At 65.6% G+C, this 15,154-nt stretch carries 11 protein-coding genes; 3 read left to right on the plus strand and 8 right to left on the minus strand.

All coding sequences use genetic code 11. The features are described from left to right. Positions 1-16: 16 nt before the first annotated feature. The 6 genes from AC56LR_RS20175 to ugpQ all read right to left on the minus strand — a co-directional run bounded on the left by AC56LR_RS20175 (position 17) and on the right by ugpQ (position 8,891). Positions 17-766, minus strand: coding sequence for an electron transfer flavoprotein subunit beta/FixA family protein (locus AC56LR_RS20175; protein WP_489874034.1), 750 nt, complete (start codon positions 764-766; stop codon positions 17-19). A 158-nt stretch (positions 767-924) separates the two neighbouring features. Beyond that, positions 925-2,637 carry a hypothetical protein gene (locus tag AC56LR_RS20180; protein WP_497133049.1) on the minus strand — a complete coding sequence of 571 codons (1,713 nt, stop codon included), beginning with the start codon at positions 2,635-2,637 and terminating at the stop codon, positions 925-927. Between the two features lie 102 nt (positions 2,638-2,739). Continuing rightward, complete coding sequence (locus AC56LR_RS20185; protein WP_489874185.1) at positions 2,740-2,967, minus strand: sulfurtransferase TusA family protein; 228 nt, start codon at positions 2,965-2,967, stop codon at positions 2,740-2,742. 505 nt (positions 2,968-3,472) lie between these two features. Next, the gene (alaS, locus tag AC56LR_RS20190; protein ID WP_497133051.1) at positions 3,473-6,082 is read right to left on the minus strand and encodes an alanine--tRNA ligase; all 2,610 of its coding nucleotides are present in this window, start codon (positions 6,080-6,082) and stop codon (positions 3,473-3,475) included. Positions 6,083-6,355: 273 nt separating this feature from the next. After that, a complete protein-coding gene (locus AC56LR_RS20195) occupies positions 6,356-8,026 on the minus strand; it encodes a flagellinolysin (RefSeq protein ID WP_497133053.1) in 1,671 nt (556 codons plus the stop codon). Between the two features lie 103 nt (positions 8,027-8,129). Then, entirely contained in the window at positions 8,130-8,891 is a 762-nt protein-coding gene (gene ugpQ, locus AC56LR_RS20200; protein WP_497133055.1) for a glycerophosphodiester phosphodiesterase, read from the minus strand. A gap of 180 nt (positions 8,892-9,071) precedes the next feature. Between ugpQ and AC56LR_RS20205 the strand changes: the two genes are divergently transcribed. Then, entirely contained in the window at positions 9,072-9,587 is a 516-nt protein-coding gene (locus AC56LR_RS20205; RefSeq protein WP_497133057.1) for a hypothetical protein, read from the plus strand. A gap of 41 nt (positions 9,588-9,628) precedes the next feature. Further along, positions 9,629-10,036 (plus strand): DUF3597 domain-containing protein, encoded by a 408-nt coding sequence (locus AC56LR_RS20210; protein WP_497133059.1) that lies wholly within the window; start codon positions 9,629-9,631, stop codon positions 10,034-10,036. Positions 10,037-10,082: 46 nt separating this feature from the next. Here AC56LR_RS20210 and AC56LR_RS20215 read toward each other — a convergent pair whose 3' ends face one another. Further along, positions 10,083-11,132, minus strand: coding sequence for a serine endopeptidase (locus tag AC56LR_RS20215; protein WP_497133060.1), 1,050 nt, complete (start codon positions 11,130-11,132; stop codon positions 10,083-10,085). Between the two features lie 123 nt (positions 11,133-11,255). Continuing rightward, positions 11,256-12,278 (minus strand): tryptophan--tRNA ligase, encoded by a 1,023-nt coding sequence (gene trpS / locus AC56LR_RS20220; RefSeq protein ID WP_497133062.1) that lies wholly within the window; start codon positions 12,276-12,278, stop codon positions 11,256-11,258. Between the two features lie 319 nt (positions 12,279-12,597). Between trpS and AC56LR_RS20225 the strand changes: the two genes are divergently transcribed. Next, positions 12,598-14,916, plus strand: a complete 2,319-nt coding sequence (locus AC56LR_RS20225; protein ID WP_497133063.1) for a family 1 glycosylhydrolase — start codon at positions 12,598-12,600, stop codon at positions 14,914-14,916. Positions 14,917-15,154: the final 238 nt, after the last annotated feature.

Genomic DNA, 15,154 nt, shown 5'->3' on the forward strand with positions numbered 1-15,154 from the left:
GGGTTCCGTACTGCGATCAGATGACTTTGGCCTCAAGGCGCAGCTTCTGCACCAGCGTCGCCACATCCGGCACCTTGACGCCGGCCGAGCGCTTGGCCGGCTCGACGACCTTCAGGGTCTTCAGGCGCGGAGCAACGTCGACGCCCAGGTCTTCCGGCTTGACGGTTTCCAGCGGCTTCTTCTTCGCCTTCATGATGTTCGGCAGCGTCACATAGCGCGGCTCGTTCAGGCGCAGGTCGGTGGTGATGATCGCAGGCAGGCTCAGGGCGATGGTTTCGAGGCCGCCGTCCACTTCGCGGGTCACGGTGACCTTGCCGTCTTCCAGCACGACCTTCGATGCAAACGTCGCCTGCGGCCAGCCCAGCAGGGCAGCCAGCATCTGGCCGGTCTGGTTCGAATCGTCGTCGATCGCCTGCTTGCCCAGGATGATCAGCTGCGGCTGTTCCTTGTCGGCCAGCGCCTTCATGATCTTGGCCACGGCCAGCGGCTCGGTTTCGCCATTGGTCTCGACCAGGATGCCGCGGTCGGCGCCGATCGCCATGCCGGTACGCAGGGTTTCCTGGCACTGGGCCACGCCCACCGACACCGCCACCACTTCGGTGACCTTGCCCGATTCCTTCAGGCGCGTGGCTTCTTCCAGTGCGATCTCGTCGAACGGGTTCATCGACATCTTGACGTTGGCGATATCCACGCCGCTGCCGTCGGATTTGACGCGGACCTTGACGTTGTAGTCGACCACGCGTTTGACGGGTACCAGGACTTTCATAGGGTGCCTTTAGAAAATAGAATGGGACAGACGAAATGGCCTAGATTATATGAGAAATTCGGCTCCAGGTCGAAATTAAAGCACGATCGTGCGATTTCCACCTAGAGGTTTTCTCCTAAACCGGCATGGGCAGCGACAGCCCGTGCACTCCAGCGCCCTCACAGCGCGGCGCGCACGCCCGCTTCGGCACGCACCCAGCTGCTTGCCAGGTCCTGCTGCGCGGCACGGGCCTCGGCCTGCTTGCCCTGGGCCGCCAGGGCCTTGCCCAGGCCATGCAGAGCCCAGCCGCTGGCCGGATGGCGGGCCAGGTCGGCGCGGAAGGTCTGCTCGGCATCTGCAAAGCGGCGCGCCCGCAGCTGCATGGCGCCCAGGCGCAGGCGCGGTCCGCTGGCCAGCATCGGCGGCTCGGCGCGGTCCGCATCGAGCCCGGCTTCCACGGCCTCGGCCTGCAGCGCCAGCGCCGCGTCGACCCGCCCTTCCGCGTACGCCAGCTCGGCGGCCAGCTCCTTGGAAGCACTGCCGGCCAGGCTGCGCAGCATGCGCGGTATATAGTCCTTGCCCGTGTGTTTCGCCAGAAGAGCGTCGGCCTGCGGCTGCACGCGCGCCAGCGCGGCCCGGCTGCCTGCAACATCGCCCTTGCGCGCCATGGCGATCCCGCGCGCGGACTCGCCCAGCACCAGGCCCAGGCCCTTGTCGCCGCCCGGGAGGGGTTCGAGCAGCACGGCGTCCCAGCGCTGCAGGTGCAGCAGGGTCAAGATCGGCAGGCTGCGCACGTATTCCGCGTATTCGTTCGTGCCCTTGGCGCGCCCGACGCTGGCGCGCGCGGTCTCCAGCGCCAGTTCGGCGCGCCCTTCCATCAGCGCGCCATACCACTGGAAATGGCCATTGTGGCCGCGCCAGTCGAAAGCGACGTCGAAGCCCTGGCGCCCCAGGTCGGCAATCAGGGCTTCGTCGGCGGCCACCGCCAGCTGGTTCACGCGCGTGGCGTCGGCGTAGCGGCCGACGTGGGCATAGGTGTGCGAAGGCATGTGCAGCAGGTGCGGCGACTTCGGCGCCAGCCGCCCGAGCCGGTCCGCGGCCGGCACCGCGCGCGCCGCCACCGGCACCGCATCGACGGCGTGGATCATGTAGTGGTTCAGGCCCACGTGTTCGGGGCTGCGCGCCAGCGCGGCTTCGATACGGTCGGCCACCTCCCCCACCCGGCCGGTGGGCTTGCCGGTGTCCTCGCTCCACCAATCGCGCTCGCTGGCCACCAGTTCGGCTTCCGCGTACAGCGTGAGCACGTCGGGATCCAGCGGGTATTGGCCGGCGATCTCGCGCAGGCGGGCGGCGTAAGCGATATCGAGCGGGTCGGCCGGCTCGCCGCGCCCGCCGGGCGAGCGGCAGATCTCGGCAACGGGCAGCGCCTTTGCACGCGAGGATGCGTGGCCGTAGCGCAGCGCCAGCGATTCGACCAGGGCGCGGTCGCGGCTTGATGCGCCGTCCAGATTGTCCAGCGCGTGGCCGACGTGGCGGATCGCTTCGGCCAGGTCGCCGCGCTTGGGGTTGTTGATGTTCGGGCCCATCTGCCAGGCCACCGCCCAGGCGCACATGCCGCAGGACGGGTCCTGCGCCAGCGCGGCCTTGAAGGCGCGGATCGCTTCCGGACGGTTGAAGGCATAGGCCTGCGCCATGCCCTGCGCGAACAGCTTGCGCGCCGCGTCGTTGGCCCGGGATGGCTGGAAGGTGGTCTCGCCATACCCGTCCAGCACCGGCGCCCTGGCGCGCTTGTCCACGGCGCTCGGCGCGACCGTGCAGGCGCCGACGAGCAGCAGTGACAGCGCCATCGTGCCGAAGCGCTTTGCGTAAGGGGATGGGAAGGGTTTGCGCATGAGGGACACCCGTGGCGGATCGATAAAGCGGCTCAGGGCCGGCCAATTATCAATTTTGCCACAGGAGTCGGTGCGGGAAGAAGCTTTTCGGCGCCGGGGGAATTACTTGCGCCGCATCAGGAAGGTGAACTCGCCGTTTTCGTGGGTATGCGCCAGCAAGGCGTTACCGGTTTGCTTGGCGAAGGCCTGGAAATCGCGGACCGAGCCGGTGTCGGTGGCGACGATGCGCAGCACCTGCCCGCTCTCCATTTCGGCGAGGGCCTTCTTGGCTTTCAGGATCGGCAGCGGACAATTCAGTCCGCGCGCATCCAGGTCTCTCTGGAATTCCATGGTGTCAATATCGATAATGGTGACGCTCATCGCTTTCGCCCTACTCCGTGGGTGGTGCCTGGATCTCGAATACTACTCCAATTTCGGCGGTATGACGCAGCGCACCAAAATAGTCACACATTGTTGCAGGCCTGCAACCGAATGTCAAATCAACCATGCTTGTGCACTTTTTTACAACACTTGTCGCGCCAGATAGCACTTGAATGGTGCGCTACCCGAGATATGCGGCATGGGTAAGGCAATTGCAAGCAAGCTCGACTGTAACGCATCCACTACTGCTTGACCAGTTCCCGGCGGCGCGTACAAGGCCATGCCTGTCGCGCTGCTTCGTCGAACTCCTGACGTCCACTCCATGAAAGAAGAAATCGGACGGCGATTGTAGGAAACCGTTAGCAATACTGCACTGCGCAAAAACAGTGCAGCGCTTGCGCCAGCTCGCTTGCGGCTTCAACAGGCGAAAAAAAGCCGCCCGGAGGCGGCTTTCTTAAACATCGGAAACAAAGAATCAGGCGCGCTCGCCCACCCAGCCCGCCACGCCGGCCAGTGCCGCCGCCAGGTTCGATGGATCGGTACCGCCCGCCTGCGCCATGTCCGGACGGCCGCCACCCTTGCCGCCGACCTGCTGGGCAACAAAGTTCACCAGCTCGCCGGCCTTGACCTTGGCCGTAGCATCCTTGGTCACGCCTGCGATCAGGCTGACCTTGCCCTCAAGCACACTGGCCAGCACGATGGCAGCGGTCCCGAGCTTGTCCTTGAGCTTGTCCATGGTCTCGCGCAATGCGGTGACGTCGGCGCCATCCATGGTCGCGGCCAGCACCTTGATGCCGTTCACGTCGATGGCCTGGGCCACCAGTTCGTCGCCCTGGCCGGAGGCCAGCTTCGACTTCAGTGCGGCCACTTCTTTTTCGAGCGTCTTGACCTGGTCCTGGACCTGGGCGATGCGCGAAGTCAGCTCGTCCGGGCTGGTCTTGAGAGCTCCGGCGGCTTCCTGCAGCTTGCGGTTGATCGACTGCACCAGCGCCAGCGCGCCCTCGCCGGTCACGGCTTCGACGCGGCGGATGCCGGCGGCGACGCCGCCTTCCGACACGATCTTGAACAGGCCGATATCGCCGGTGCGGGTCACGTGCACGCCGCCGCACAGCTCTTTCGAGCTGCCGATGTCCAGCACGCGCACGGTGTCGCCGTACTTTTCGCCGAACAGCGCCATCGCGCCGTGTTTCACCGCGTCATCAAAACTCATGTTGTGCGAGGCGGTCGCGTGGTTCTCGAGGATCTCGCGGTTGACGATGGTCTCGACCTTCGCGATTTCGTCAAGCGTGAGCGGCGCGCCGTGGCTGAAGTCGAAACGGGTCTTCTCGGCATCGACCAGCGAACCTTTTTGCTGCACGTGGCTGCCCAGCACTTCGCGCAGGGCCTTGTGCATCAGGTGGGTCGCCGAGTGGTTGCGGATGGTGCGTGCGCGCTTGACGGTATCGACCTGTGCATCCACGGTGTCGCCCACCTTGAGCGTGCCTTCGCGCAGCACGCCGTGGTGGCCGAACACGTCGGCCTGGATCTTGAGCGTGTCTTCGACTTCGAATACGTTCGCGCCATTGCCGATCACGCCCTGGTCGCCGACCTGGCCGCCCGACTCGGCGTAGAACGGGGTGGTATCCAGCACCACGATGCCGTCCTGGCCCGCCTTGAGTTCCTGCACCGACACGCCGTCGGCGTACAACGCCAGCACGTGGGTGTTGTGGGCCAGCGATTCGTAGCCGACGAACTTGGTCTTCTCGCCCGCATACTCGACCTTGGCGGCCATCTTGAACTTGCCGGCGGCGCGCGCGGTTTTCTTCTGCTGCTCCATCGCCGCGGTGAAGCCTTCTTCGTCGAGCGTGATCCCGCGCTCGCGGCAGATGTCGGCCGTCAGGTCGAGCGGGAAGCCGTAGGTGTCGTACAGCGTGAAGGCGGTGCCGCCGTCGAGGTTCTTCGCGTCCTTGGCCAGCTGGGCCTCGAGGATCTTCATGCCGTTTTCCAGCGTCTCGCCGAAACGCTCTTCCTCGGCCTTGAGTACTTGCGCCACGCGCGCGGCGGCGTCGTGCAGTTCCGGATAAGCGGTACCCATCTCGGCATCGAGATCGGCGACCAGCTTGTGGAAGAAGGGCTTGGTCTGGCCCAGCTTGTGGCCGTGGCGCAGGGCGCGGCGGATGATGCGGCGCAGGACGTAGCCGTGGCCTTCGCTGCTCGGGATGATGCCGTCGACGATCATGAACGAGGCCGCGCGGATGTGGTCGGCGATGACCTTCAGCGAATTGTTGTTCAAATCTTCGGCGCCGGTTTCACGCGCGGCGGCCTTGATCAGTGCCTGGAACAGGTCGATCTCGTAGTTGCTGTGCACGTGCTGCAGCACGGCGGCCAGGCGCTCCATGCCCATGCCGGTGTCGATCGACGGCTTCGGCAGCGGGGTGAGCACGCCCGATTCATCGCGGTTGAACTGCATGAACACCAGGTTCCAGATCTCGATGAAGCGGTCGCCGTCTTCCTCGGCGGAGCCCGGAGGGCCGCCCCAGATGTCGGCGCCGTGGTCGTAGAACACTTCGGTGCACGGGCCGCAAGGGCCGGTGTCGGCCATCTGCCAGAAGTTGTCCGACGCGTAGCGCGCGCCCTTGTTGTCGCCGATGCGGATGATGCGCTCTTTCGGCACGCCGATCTCGTTGGCCCAGATGTCGTAGGCTTCGTCGTCCTCGAAATAGACGGTGACGGTGAGCTTCTCGGCCGGCAGGTTATAGACCTTGGTCAGCAGCTCCCAGCAGTAATTGATGGCGTCGCGCTTGAAATAGTCGCCGAAGCTGAAGTTACCCAGCATCTCGAAGAAGGTGTGGTGGCGCGCGGTGTAGCCGACGTTTTCCAGATCGTTGTGCTTGCCGCCGGCGCGCACGCAGCGCTGCACGGTGGTCGCGCGCGAGTACGGGCGCGTATCCAGACCCAGGAACACATCCTTGAACTGCACCATTCCGCTGTTGGTCAGCAGCATGGTCGGGTCGTTGCCCGGCACCAGCGGGCTGGAACGGACGATGGCGTGGCCTTTGGACTCGAAGAACTTGAGGAACTTTTCGCGGATTTCAGAGGATTTCATGTCGTATGGGCGTGAGGAGGCAGCATGCTGTATAAAAAATCGATTATAGCGTAGCTAGTGGCGGGGTTTTAAGTCCAGCCAATATTTACGGTCATCTGGGAAAGGATGCGGTGGTGGGGCGCGACGAACTTGGATCCCGGCCTTCGCCGGGATGACGTCGGTTAATGCGTAGAGTGACACTAAGTCAGACTTCGGACACGTAACTCAGCACGTCGTCCCGGCGAAGGCCGGGACCTCATTTGACGTTCGCCGCGTACCCGAGACGTCAGCACATCACCGCAACAAGGACAACACCGCCCTTGGCATGCTATTGGCCTGCGCCAGCATCGCCGATGCCGCCTGCTGCAGGATCTGCGCGCGCGTCAGTCCCGCGGCCGTGCCGGCATAGTCCACGCCCTCGATCCTCTCCTTGGCCGCCGCCAGGTTGACGGCATTGGTCTGCATGCCATTGGCGACCAGGTCGAGCCGGTTGCTGGCCGCGCCCACGTTCACCCGCTGCTGGTTGACGAATTCGAGCGCCTGGTCCAGGTGCAGCAGCGAGACGGCGGAGTTCTTCAGGTCCAGGTCGGCCAGCCCGAGCGCGCTGGCGTTCATCGACGAGAACTGCAGCTCGATCAGGTCGTTCGCACCGGCGCCGACCTGGATCTGCATCCGGTTCACGCCGGTGGCTCCGCCCAGCTCCGGGTAGGTCACCACGAAGTTCGCCAGGCCGTCCGAGGCGTTGCTGGTGCCGGCGTCCGGCACCACGGCTCTAGCGTTGCGCGCCGTGCCGCCATCGGCATCGAGGCCGCCGATGGCGCCGGTGTCGGCGTTCCACAGATCCATCTTCGTGGACATGAAGTTCGCGCCGTTGGTCCCGAAATCGCTGAGGAAGGCAGCCTCGCCGGCAATCCGGCCGCCGCTCACCGCGTTCAGGGCCACGCCCAGGTCGGCCGACTGGTTCTGGTCGAGGTACTGCATCACGCCCTTGATGCCGCCCTCCACGCCCAGGTCTTTCAGCTTGTCGTGCATGTAGCGGCTGGCGACATAGCCGCCTTCGTAGGTAAACCCGCCGCCGGCGATGACGCCGACGATGCCGGCCGCGGTGGAGCCGCCGGCGATGGCGCCGCGCACGCGCTCGTCCGCGCCGTGGATCAGTTCCGCCGTGCCTTCGCGGAACCACTGCGGCAGGCCAAAGTAGTTCATCGAACGTCCCATGATGGCGTGCGCCATCTCGTGGGCGACGATGCGGTCGCTGTAGAACGGCGCACCGCCGCCATCCGGCGTCGCGGCCGTGCCGAAGTCGTCCATGTCGAGGTTCAGGCTCAGGTTGTTGAACTTGCCGTCGCCGCCGATGGTGCCCGACACCGAGGCCAGCACGCCGGCGCCCCCGTCGCCTCCCTCGAGGTTGACCGTAATCCTGGCCCCGTCCGCGCTGATCCCGTAATACTGCTTGATCATGTCTTCGGCTGAACTCAGCCAGCCGGTCTTCAGGCCGTCGAGCACCACCCGCTTGCGCTCGTCGCCGCCGATGCTGGTGCGCTCCTGGGCGAAGATGGCGTTGCCGTTGAAACGGGTCTGCCCGCCCACCTCGTTGATCTGCTGGAGCAGCTGTACCGCTTCGTGCTGCAAGGCGGCGCGGTCCTGGTCCGTATACGCGCCGTTGCCGGAGGCTACCGCCAGCTCGCGCAGGCGCTGCAGGTTCTCGACCACGTTCGCCATGGCGCCATCGGCCACCTGCAGCATGGAAGTGCCGTCGCTGATGTTGCGCGCCGCCTGGCTCATCCCGCGCTGGGTCGCCGTCATGCGCGACGCAATCGCCTGCCCGGCGGCATCGTCCGCCGCGCTGTTGATACGCGAGCCGGAGCTCAGGCGAGCGATGAGCTTTTCCTGGCTGGCGGCGTGCAGCGTAAGCGCACGCTGCGTATTGAGCGATTGGACGTTGGTGTTGATCGATAGTGACATGGTGGCCTTGGCCCGGAGGGCGGTCGCCTGTCATTAACGACAACTGGTCGATCTACTTGAGGTCCGGCTTGCCGATTCTTTTGCAAATACCCTTGATCCAGGGCTAAGCCGGGTTGCCGAAGTCCGGTCCGATCAGGTCGATCCGGTCGGTGCAGAAGGCCTCGACGCCCCACGCCAGCAATTCGCCGGCCCGGACCGGGTCGTTGACGGTATAGCAGAACAGGCCGAAACCGGCGTCGCGCACGGCCTTGGCCAGTTCCGGCGTCAGGTGCTTGTGGTTGGTATGGATGGCGACCGCCCCGACCGAGCGCGCCAGCGGCTCCCAGCCCGGCGGCAGCTCGCTCATCAGGAAGGCGCGCGGCAGGTCCGGGGCGGCCTGTTGCGCCGCTTCCAGGGCGGCCAGGCTGAACGAAGACAGCAAAGGCGCGTGCGCCAGGTCGCCGGCCGCGATCTCGTCCGCGAACATGGCGCGGGCGATGCGCGCCACCGTGTCGCCGGTCTCGGCATCGAAACCGCGCGCCGGCTTGATCTCGATGTTCATCCAGACGCCCTGCTCCTTGCAATAGCGGGCGAAGTCGGTGAACACCGGCACCGGCTCGCCGCGGTAGCCGGGGCCGAACCAGCCGCCGGCATCCATCCGCGCCAGCTCGGCCGCGTCATAGTCGAACACGTGGCCGGCGCCGGTGACCGTGCGGCCAAGGTAAGGATCGTGCAGCACCACCGGCACGCCGTCGCGCGCCAGCATGACGTCGAACTCCACCGCCCGGAACCCGTAGTCCATGCCGCGCCGCAGGCCGGCCAAGGTGTTCTCGGGGGCGAGCGTGCCGCCGCCGCGATGGGACAGGATCCGGGGATAAGGCCACATGCTGCACTCCTGCCGAAGGATTTCAGGTGACTGCACCAGGAAGCTTACCCGGCGAACGGTGGGATGTCTACACGGAAAGGAAGCGCGCCTTTCGGGCGGCCACCGTTGGATACCGAACAGAGAAAGGCATGCCATAAAGCCTACTCTCGACCTTCACCCATGTAAAAGCAGGAGAACGAGATGGCATTTGATCTAGGCAACCTACTGACGCAATACCTGGGCGGCGCTGCCGGCGCTAACCAGAACCAGGCAGCAGACGATTTCGACCGGGTGGCGCAGAACGCGCCGCGCGACGTCCTGGCGACCGGCGTGACCGGCGCCTTGCGCTCCGACCAGACCCCGCCCTTCCCGCAGATGGTCAGCCAGATGTTTGGCCAGAGCAACCCGAACCAGCGTGCCGGCATGCTCAACCAGATCCTTGCCACGCTCGGCCCGACCGTACTGGCCTCGCTGGGCAATGGCGGCCTCGGCAAGATATTCGGCGGCCGGACCCCGACCCAGGTCACCCCTGAGCAGGCCGAGCAGATCTCGCCGGAAGACGTGCGCGAACTGGCCGAGAAAGCCGAGCAGCAAAACCCGAGCATCGTCGACCGCATGGGCGACTTCTATGCCGACAACCCCACCCTGGTCAAGGCCATCGGCGGCGCCGCACTCGCCATCGCCCTCGGCCACATGGCGCAGAACATGCGCCGCTGATCCCGTCACCCTTTCATCCACCACAACCAACGAGGACCACCATGGGCATCCTGAGCAATATCTTCAGCAAGATCTTCCCGAAGGCGCACGCCGCCAACAAGGGCCCGGCCGCGCCGGCCCCGGCGCCGGCCCCGGCCGCTCCGCAAGCCCAGCAGCCGGCGCCGGCCGCTCCTGCCCCCGCCGCCATGGACCAGGTGGACGTCGAGGCAATCCTGAGCGCCAAGCAGCAGGCCTCGGGCGAGCAGCTGAACTGGCGCAGCTCGATCGTCGACCTGCTCAAGCTGCTCGACCTGGACAGCAGCCTGCAATCGCGCAAGGAACTGGCCGCCGAACTGCACTACAGCGGCGATACCAGCGACTCGGCCTCGATGAACATCTGGCTGCACAAGCAGGTCATGAACAAGCTGGCCGCCAATGGCGGCAAGGTGCCGGCCGACCTGCGTGACTAAGCTGCGCAACCCGGCGTCGTAGTACCTGAACTGGCCGGCTGATTCTTCAGTCGGCCAGTGTCGTATTGGCCGCCGTGCCGCAGGCGGAGCAGAAGCGCGCGAAGGCGTTCTTGCGGGTGGTGCAGCAGCTGCAGCGGTCGAACAGGCCGATGCCGCAGTGCGGACAGAAATCGAGCCTGGCGTCCTTCAGGTCGGCCTGGCGCTCGCAGCCCGGGCAGACTCCCTTGCCGAGCTTGGCCATGGCGGCGTCGTAGCGCAGGCCCTGGCGGCGCTGCGCGTCCGGCAAGGCCTCGATTTCCTTCTGCCGGGCCAGGTAGCGCTGCAGCGAGAGGATCGCGTAGCGTCCCACCAGGGCCGTCACGACAATGCCGACCAGGTAGCGCACATAGCCGCCGTAGCTGGGCAGGTAGGGAACGAGCTCGAAGAAGAAGGTGAACAGGGCGAAGATGATGAAGCCCCACACAAAAGGCCACCATGTGCCCTTGCGCTTGCGCACGAACAGCCAGCCGGCCAGCACCAGCAAGGGCAGCGTCAGCGCCAGTCGGTACAGGAACACGCGCAATTCCTTGGCGATGGAGGCGTCGATGAAGGCCTCGCGCGCCGGCGTCTCGATTTTCTCCCAGCGCGCTTGCGCCGCGCGCAGGACATGATCTGCGTCAAGCGAAGCTTGCTGCTGTAGCTGCACCGCGGCCAGGGCCGTGCGCTCTTCGGCTTCGAGCTTGTCGAGCGCGCGCGTACGCTCGATCAGTTCCGGGTCCTGATTCGGTTGCGCCGTGGCGCGCCGGGTAGCCAGCCAGTTGTCGAAGGTTTCGCGTGCCGAGCGGGTGTTCGCGCGCGCCACCTCGTGCTTTTGTTGCGCCTGTTCCAAGGCAAGCCTGGCGACCTCGCGCCGCTCCTTCGCCGCACCCTCCTCGGCCTGCACCGCGGCCGCCTGCACCGGGTCCATGAACTGCTCTACCCTGAGTTCTGCTTCGACATCCCACAGGTTGCCGATCAGGTTGCTGCCCAGTCCGATCAGGAAGGCGGCGAAGGCGAATGCGACCAGCCACAGCGCGCGTTGCAGCCATTTTTCGGTAAGACGCAGGCCTTTGCTCATGGCAATGCTCCCAATGACGATAAAGGGAGCAGGATGCCATTATTGGAAATTGCGGGCCAGCATAAAAAGCAAGGGGGATACGTGCCGCTACCCTGGGTAGCGGAGCCCGATACCCTGCTGCTGTCAGAAGTACGACAGTCCCAGCGCCTTGCGCACCTCATCCGTCGTCGCAGCCGCCACTTCGCGCGCGCGCATCGTGCCTTCCTTCAGGATCTGCAGCACTTGCCCGCGGTCCTTGGCGAACTCCTCGCGGCGTGCACGGATCGGGGCCAGCATCTCCTGCAAGATGCCCTCCAGGCGCTTCTTGACGATGCTGTCGCCCAGCCCGCCGCGCTGGTAATGCGCCTTCATCTCGGCCAGGCCTTCCTTGTCGGTATCGAAGGCATCCAGGTAGATGAAGGCCACGTTGCCCTCGATGTGGCCGGGGTCGGACACCTTCAGGTGCAGCGGGTCGGTATAGACCTGCTTGACCGCGGCGCGGATCTCGTCGGCGGAAGCGCCCAGGTTGATGGTATTGCCCAGCGACTTGCTCATCTTGGCGCGGCCGTCGATGCCCGGCAGGCGGCCCACTTCCGGCACGATCGCCTTGCACTCAACCAAAATCTCTTGGCCAACATTGCGATTGAACTTGCGCACAATTTCGTTGCACTGCTCGATCATCGGGATCTGGTCGTCGCCGACCGGCACCACGGTGGCCTTGAAGGCGGTGATGTCGGCCGCCTGGCTGGCCGGATAGGTGAGGAAGCCGGCCGGGATGTCGCGCTCGAAACCGCGCAGGATGATCTCTGCCTTGACCGTCGGATTGCGCTCCAGGCGCGCCACGGTGACCAGGTTCAGGTAGTAGAAGGTGAGCTCGGTCAGCTCGGGAATCTGCGACTGGATCAGGATGGTGGTACGGGCCGGATCGATGCCGCAGGCGAGGTAATCGAGCGCCACTTCGACAACGTTCCGGTGTACCTTACCAATGTCATCCATGTTGTCGGTCAGCGCCTGGGCGTCCGCCAGCATCACGAACTGGCGGTAGGTGTCCTGGTAAGCGACACGGTTGCGCAGGCTGCCCACGAAGTGGCCGAGGTGCAGCGGGCCGGTAGGCCGGTCGCCCGTCAGGATGACAGGCGTGGAAGCGGAGGGGTTTTGCGAGCTCATCGTGTTCCTTTGGCTTTGTTCTTCATATAAGCCCCGATTCGACCTGCGCCCAAAAAGAAAACGCCACCCGGATCGAGGCGGCGTTACTTGAAATGCACATCATTCCCGTGGCCGCGCGCTGTCAGCGGCGCCACCAGGTCGGCAGAAGTTGATGTGCTTTCGGAAAATTCATGGACTGCATGGTTGCAGGTTGACGCTCGGCTGTCAACCGCTTCCGGTTCGTGAACCGGCAGGCACGGCTCCCCCTCTTGCAATTTTTACCCGGGATGCCCACCTGCAGTTTTTTTGTTGCAATAAGATTAATAAACTGGTGGAATTGATGAATCCGAAAAAGAGCACGAACAGCCTGGCCCGTCCCCTGGAACTCTGGGGCGGCCTCGAATGCACGGTCAACCGCGTGCGCGACGAGTATTTCAGCCAGCTCGATCGTAACGGCCACGCCGGCCGCGCCTGCGACATCGATCGCTTCGCGTCCACCGGTATCAAGGCCATCCGCTATCCCGTGCTATGGGAACGTACCGCGCCCGAAGGCGTCGACAAGGCCGACTGGAACTGGCCCGACGAGCGCCTGCCGGCGCTGCGCGCGGCAGGCGTCAACCCGATCGTCGGACTGGTGCACCACGGCAGCGGCCCGCGCCACACCAGCCTGGTCGACCCGGCCTTTGCGGAGCAACTCGCCGAATATGCCGGCGCCGTGGCCGCGCGCTATCCCTGGGTCGAGCTCTACACCCCGGTCAACGAGCCCTGCACCACCGCCCGCTTCGCCGGCCTGTACGGCGTCTGGTACCCGCACGGCCGCGACGACCGCACCTTCATCGAAGCGCTGCTGGTCCAGTGCCGCGCGGTGGTGCTGTCGATGCGCGCGATCCGCGCCGTCAACCCGAACGCCAGGCTGGTGCAAACCGACGACCTCGGCAAGACCTACGGCACCCCGGAAATGCTTGACGTCGCCGAGTTCTACAACGAGCGCCGCTGGCTGGCCTGGGACCTGCTGTGCGGCATGGTCGGCCCTGAACACGCTTTGTGGAACTACCTGCTCAAGACCGGCATCGACGCGTCCGAATTCCTGTGGTTCCGCGAGAATCCCTGCCCGCCCGACATCATCGGCGTCAATTACTACGTCACCTCCGAGCGCTGGCTCGATCACCGTCCCGAGCGCTTCCCGGCCCACCACCGCGGCGTGGCCGACGGCATCCCCTGCGCCGACATCGAAGCCTCGCGCGTGCTTGCCACGCCCACGCCGGGCATCGCCCCGCTGCTGCAAGAGGTCTGGGACCGCTACCGCATTCCCCTGGCCATCACCGAAGCCCACATCGACGCCAACCGCGAAGACCAGCTGCGCTGGCTGCTCGAGATCTGGGAAGCGGCCCAGCAGTCGCAGCAGAACGGCGTGGACGTGCGCGCCGTCACGGTCTGGTCGCTGCTCGGCTCCTTCGACTGGAACAGCCTGGTCACCCAGAACAAGGGCTATTACGAGCCGGGTCCCTTCGACGTGCGCTCCCCTACCCCGCGCCCGACCGCGCTGGCCAAGATGATGCAAGAGATTGCGCTTGGCGCGCCGCTGTCGCACCCGGTGCTGCGCGGCCAGGGCTGGTGGCGCCGTCCGGGGCGCTTCCTCTGCCATCCGCCGGTGGCCACGCCGAGCGCCCTCACCTCGATCTCGGCCGACGGCCACCGCCTGGTCGGCACCGGCGCGGCCCCGATCCTGGTCCTGGGCGCGACCGGCACCCTGGGCCGCGCCTTTGCCCGCGTCTGCCGCAAGCGCAACATCGCGTACCGCCTGCTCTCGCGCAAGGAGATGGATATCGCCGACGCCGATTCGGTCGAACGCGCATTGGCGCATTACCAGCCCTGGGCCGTCATCAATACCGCCGGCTATGTGCGCGTGGACGATGCCGAGAACGACGCCGAGCGCTGCTTCCGCGAAAACACCCTTGGGCCGGCCATCCTCGCCGCCGCCTGCGCGCGCCACGGCGTGCACCTGACCAGCTTCTCGAGCGACCTGGTATTCGACGGCCGCCAGGAGCGCCCCTATGTCGAATCCGACCCGGTCGCCCCGCTGGGCGTCTACGGCCGCAGCAAGGCCGAAGCCGAAAGCGCGGTGCTGGACAAGCATCCCGGCGCACTGATGGTGCGCACCAGCGCCTTCTTCGGCCCCTGGGACCAGCACAACTTCGTCACCCTGGCGCTGAACGCGCTCGAACGCGGCGAGTCCTTCACCGCCTCGAACGACCTGACCATCACGCCCACCTACGTGCCCGACCTGGTGCACGCCTGCCTGGACCTGGCGATCGACCGCGAGGCCGGGATCTGGCACTTGTCCAATGGCGGCGCGCTGAGCTGGGCGGAGCTGGCCTTGAAGGCGGCGGAACGCGCGGGCGTGGACGCCAGCCGGCTGGAGGCGCGTTCCATCGAGTTCACGGCAGCCCGTCCCGCCTACTGCGCCTTGACGAGCGAACGCGGCATCCTGCTGCCCCGTCTCGATCAGGCCCTCGACCGCTACCTCGAACTGCGCAACGTCGACGATCCCGAGATCGAAGAGCTGCAGCTCACCGCGGAAAGCCGCCAGCCGGTGGCCAGCGGGCACCGGCAGCAGGAAGAAACGCCGCCGGAGGCGGTGCAGGCGGGGAAGTGCTGATGGTGTTGGGGCTGCGCTAGCAACGTCAGCTTGGGTCCCCGCCTTCGCGGGGATGACGTTGATTTAGTGGCGTGGTAGCTTCGTTCTTACCTCTACATTAAAGACCGTCATCCCGGCGAAGGCCCACTGCTGTCCGGAATAATGTTCTTGACGTCCTCCATTAGATCAGTCTGAGCTGACGGGAAGCCACTTCGGCTTCCCGTCGTCGCTTTTTCTTGTAGTACGACTCTGTCAGCAG

Source organism: Telluria sp. ZT3P39 (genome assembly GCF_059685935.1).

What these genes read in the sequence shown, in the direction of transcription:
- AC56LR_RS20175 (WP_489874034.1), bottom strand. Translation starts at nt 766, where the DNA reads ATGAAAGTCCTGGTACCCGTCAAACGCGTGGTCGACTACAACGTCAAG.
- AC56LR_RS20180 (WP_497133049.1), bottom strand. Translation starts at nt 2,637, where the DNA reads ATGCGCAAACCCTTCCCATCCCCTTACGCAAAGCGCTTCGGCACGATG.
- AC56LR_RS20185 (WP_489874185.1), bottom strand. Translation starts at nt 2,967, where the DNA reads ATGGAATTCCAGAGAGACCTGGATGCGCGCGGACTGAATTGTCCGCTG.
- alaS (WP_497133051.1), bottom strand. Translation starts at nt 6,082, where the DNA reads ATGAAATCCTCTGAAATCCGCGAAAAGTTCCTCAAGTTCTTCGAGTCC.
- AC56LR_RS20195 (WP_497133053.1), bottom strand. Translation starts at nt 8,026, where the DNA reads ATGTCACTATCGATCAACACCAACGTCCAATCGCTCAATACGCAGCGT.
- ugpQ (WP_497133055.1), bottom strand. Translation starts at nt 8,891, where the DNA reads ATGTGGCCTTATCCCCGGATCCTGTCCCATCGCGGCGGCGGCACGCTC.
- AC56LR_RS20205 (WP_497133057.1), top strand. Translation starts at nt 9,072, where the DNA reads ATGGCATTTGATCTAGGCAACCTACTGACGCAATACCTGGGCGGCGCT.
- AC56LR_RS20210 (WP_497133059.1), top strand. Translation starts at nt 9,629, where the DNA reads ATGGGCATCCTGAGCAATATCTTCAGCAAGATCTTCCCGAAGGCGCAC.
- AC56LR_RS20215 (WP_497133060.1), bottom strand. Translation starts at nt 11,132, where the DNA reads ATGAGCAAAGGCCTGCGTCTTACCGAAAAATGGCTGCAACGCGCGCTG.
- trpS (WP_497133062.1), bottom strand. Translation starts at nt 12,278, where the DNA reads ATGAGCTCGCAAAACCCCTCCGCTTCCACGCCTGTCATCCTGACGGGC.
- AC56LR_RS20225 (WP_497133063.1), top strand. Translation starts at nt 12,598, where the DNA reads ATGAATCCGAAAAAGAGCACGAACAGCCTGGCCCGTCCCCTGGAACTC.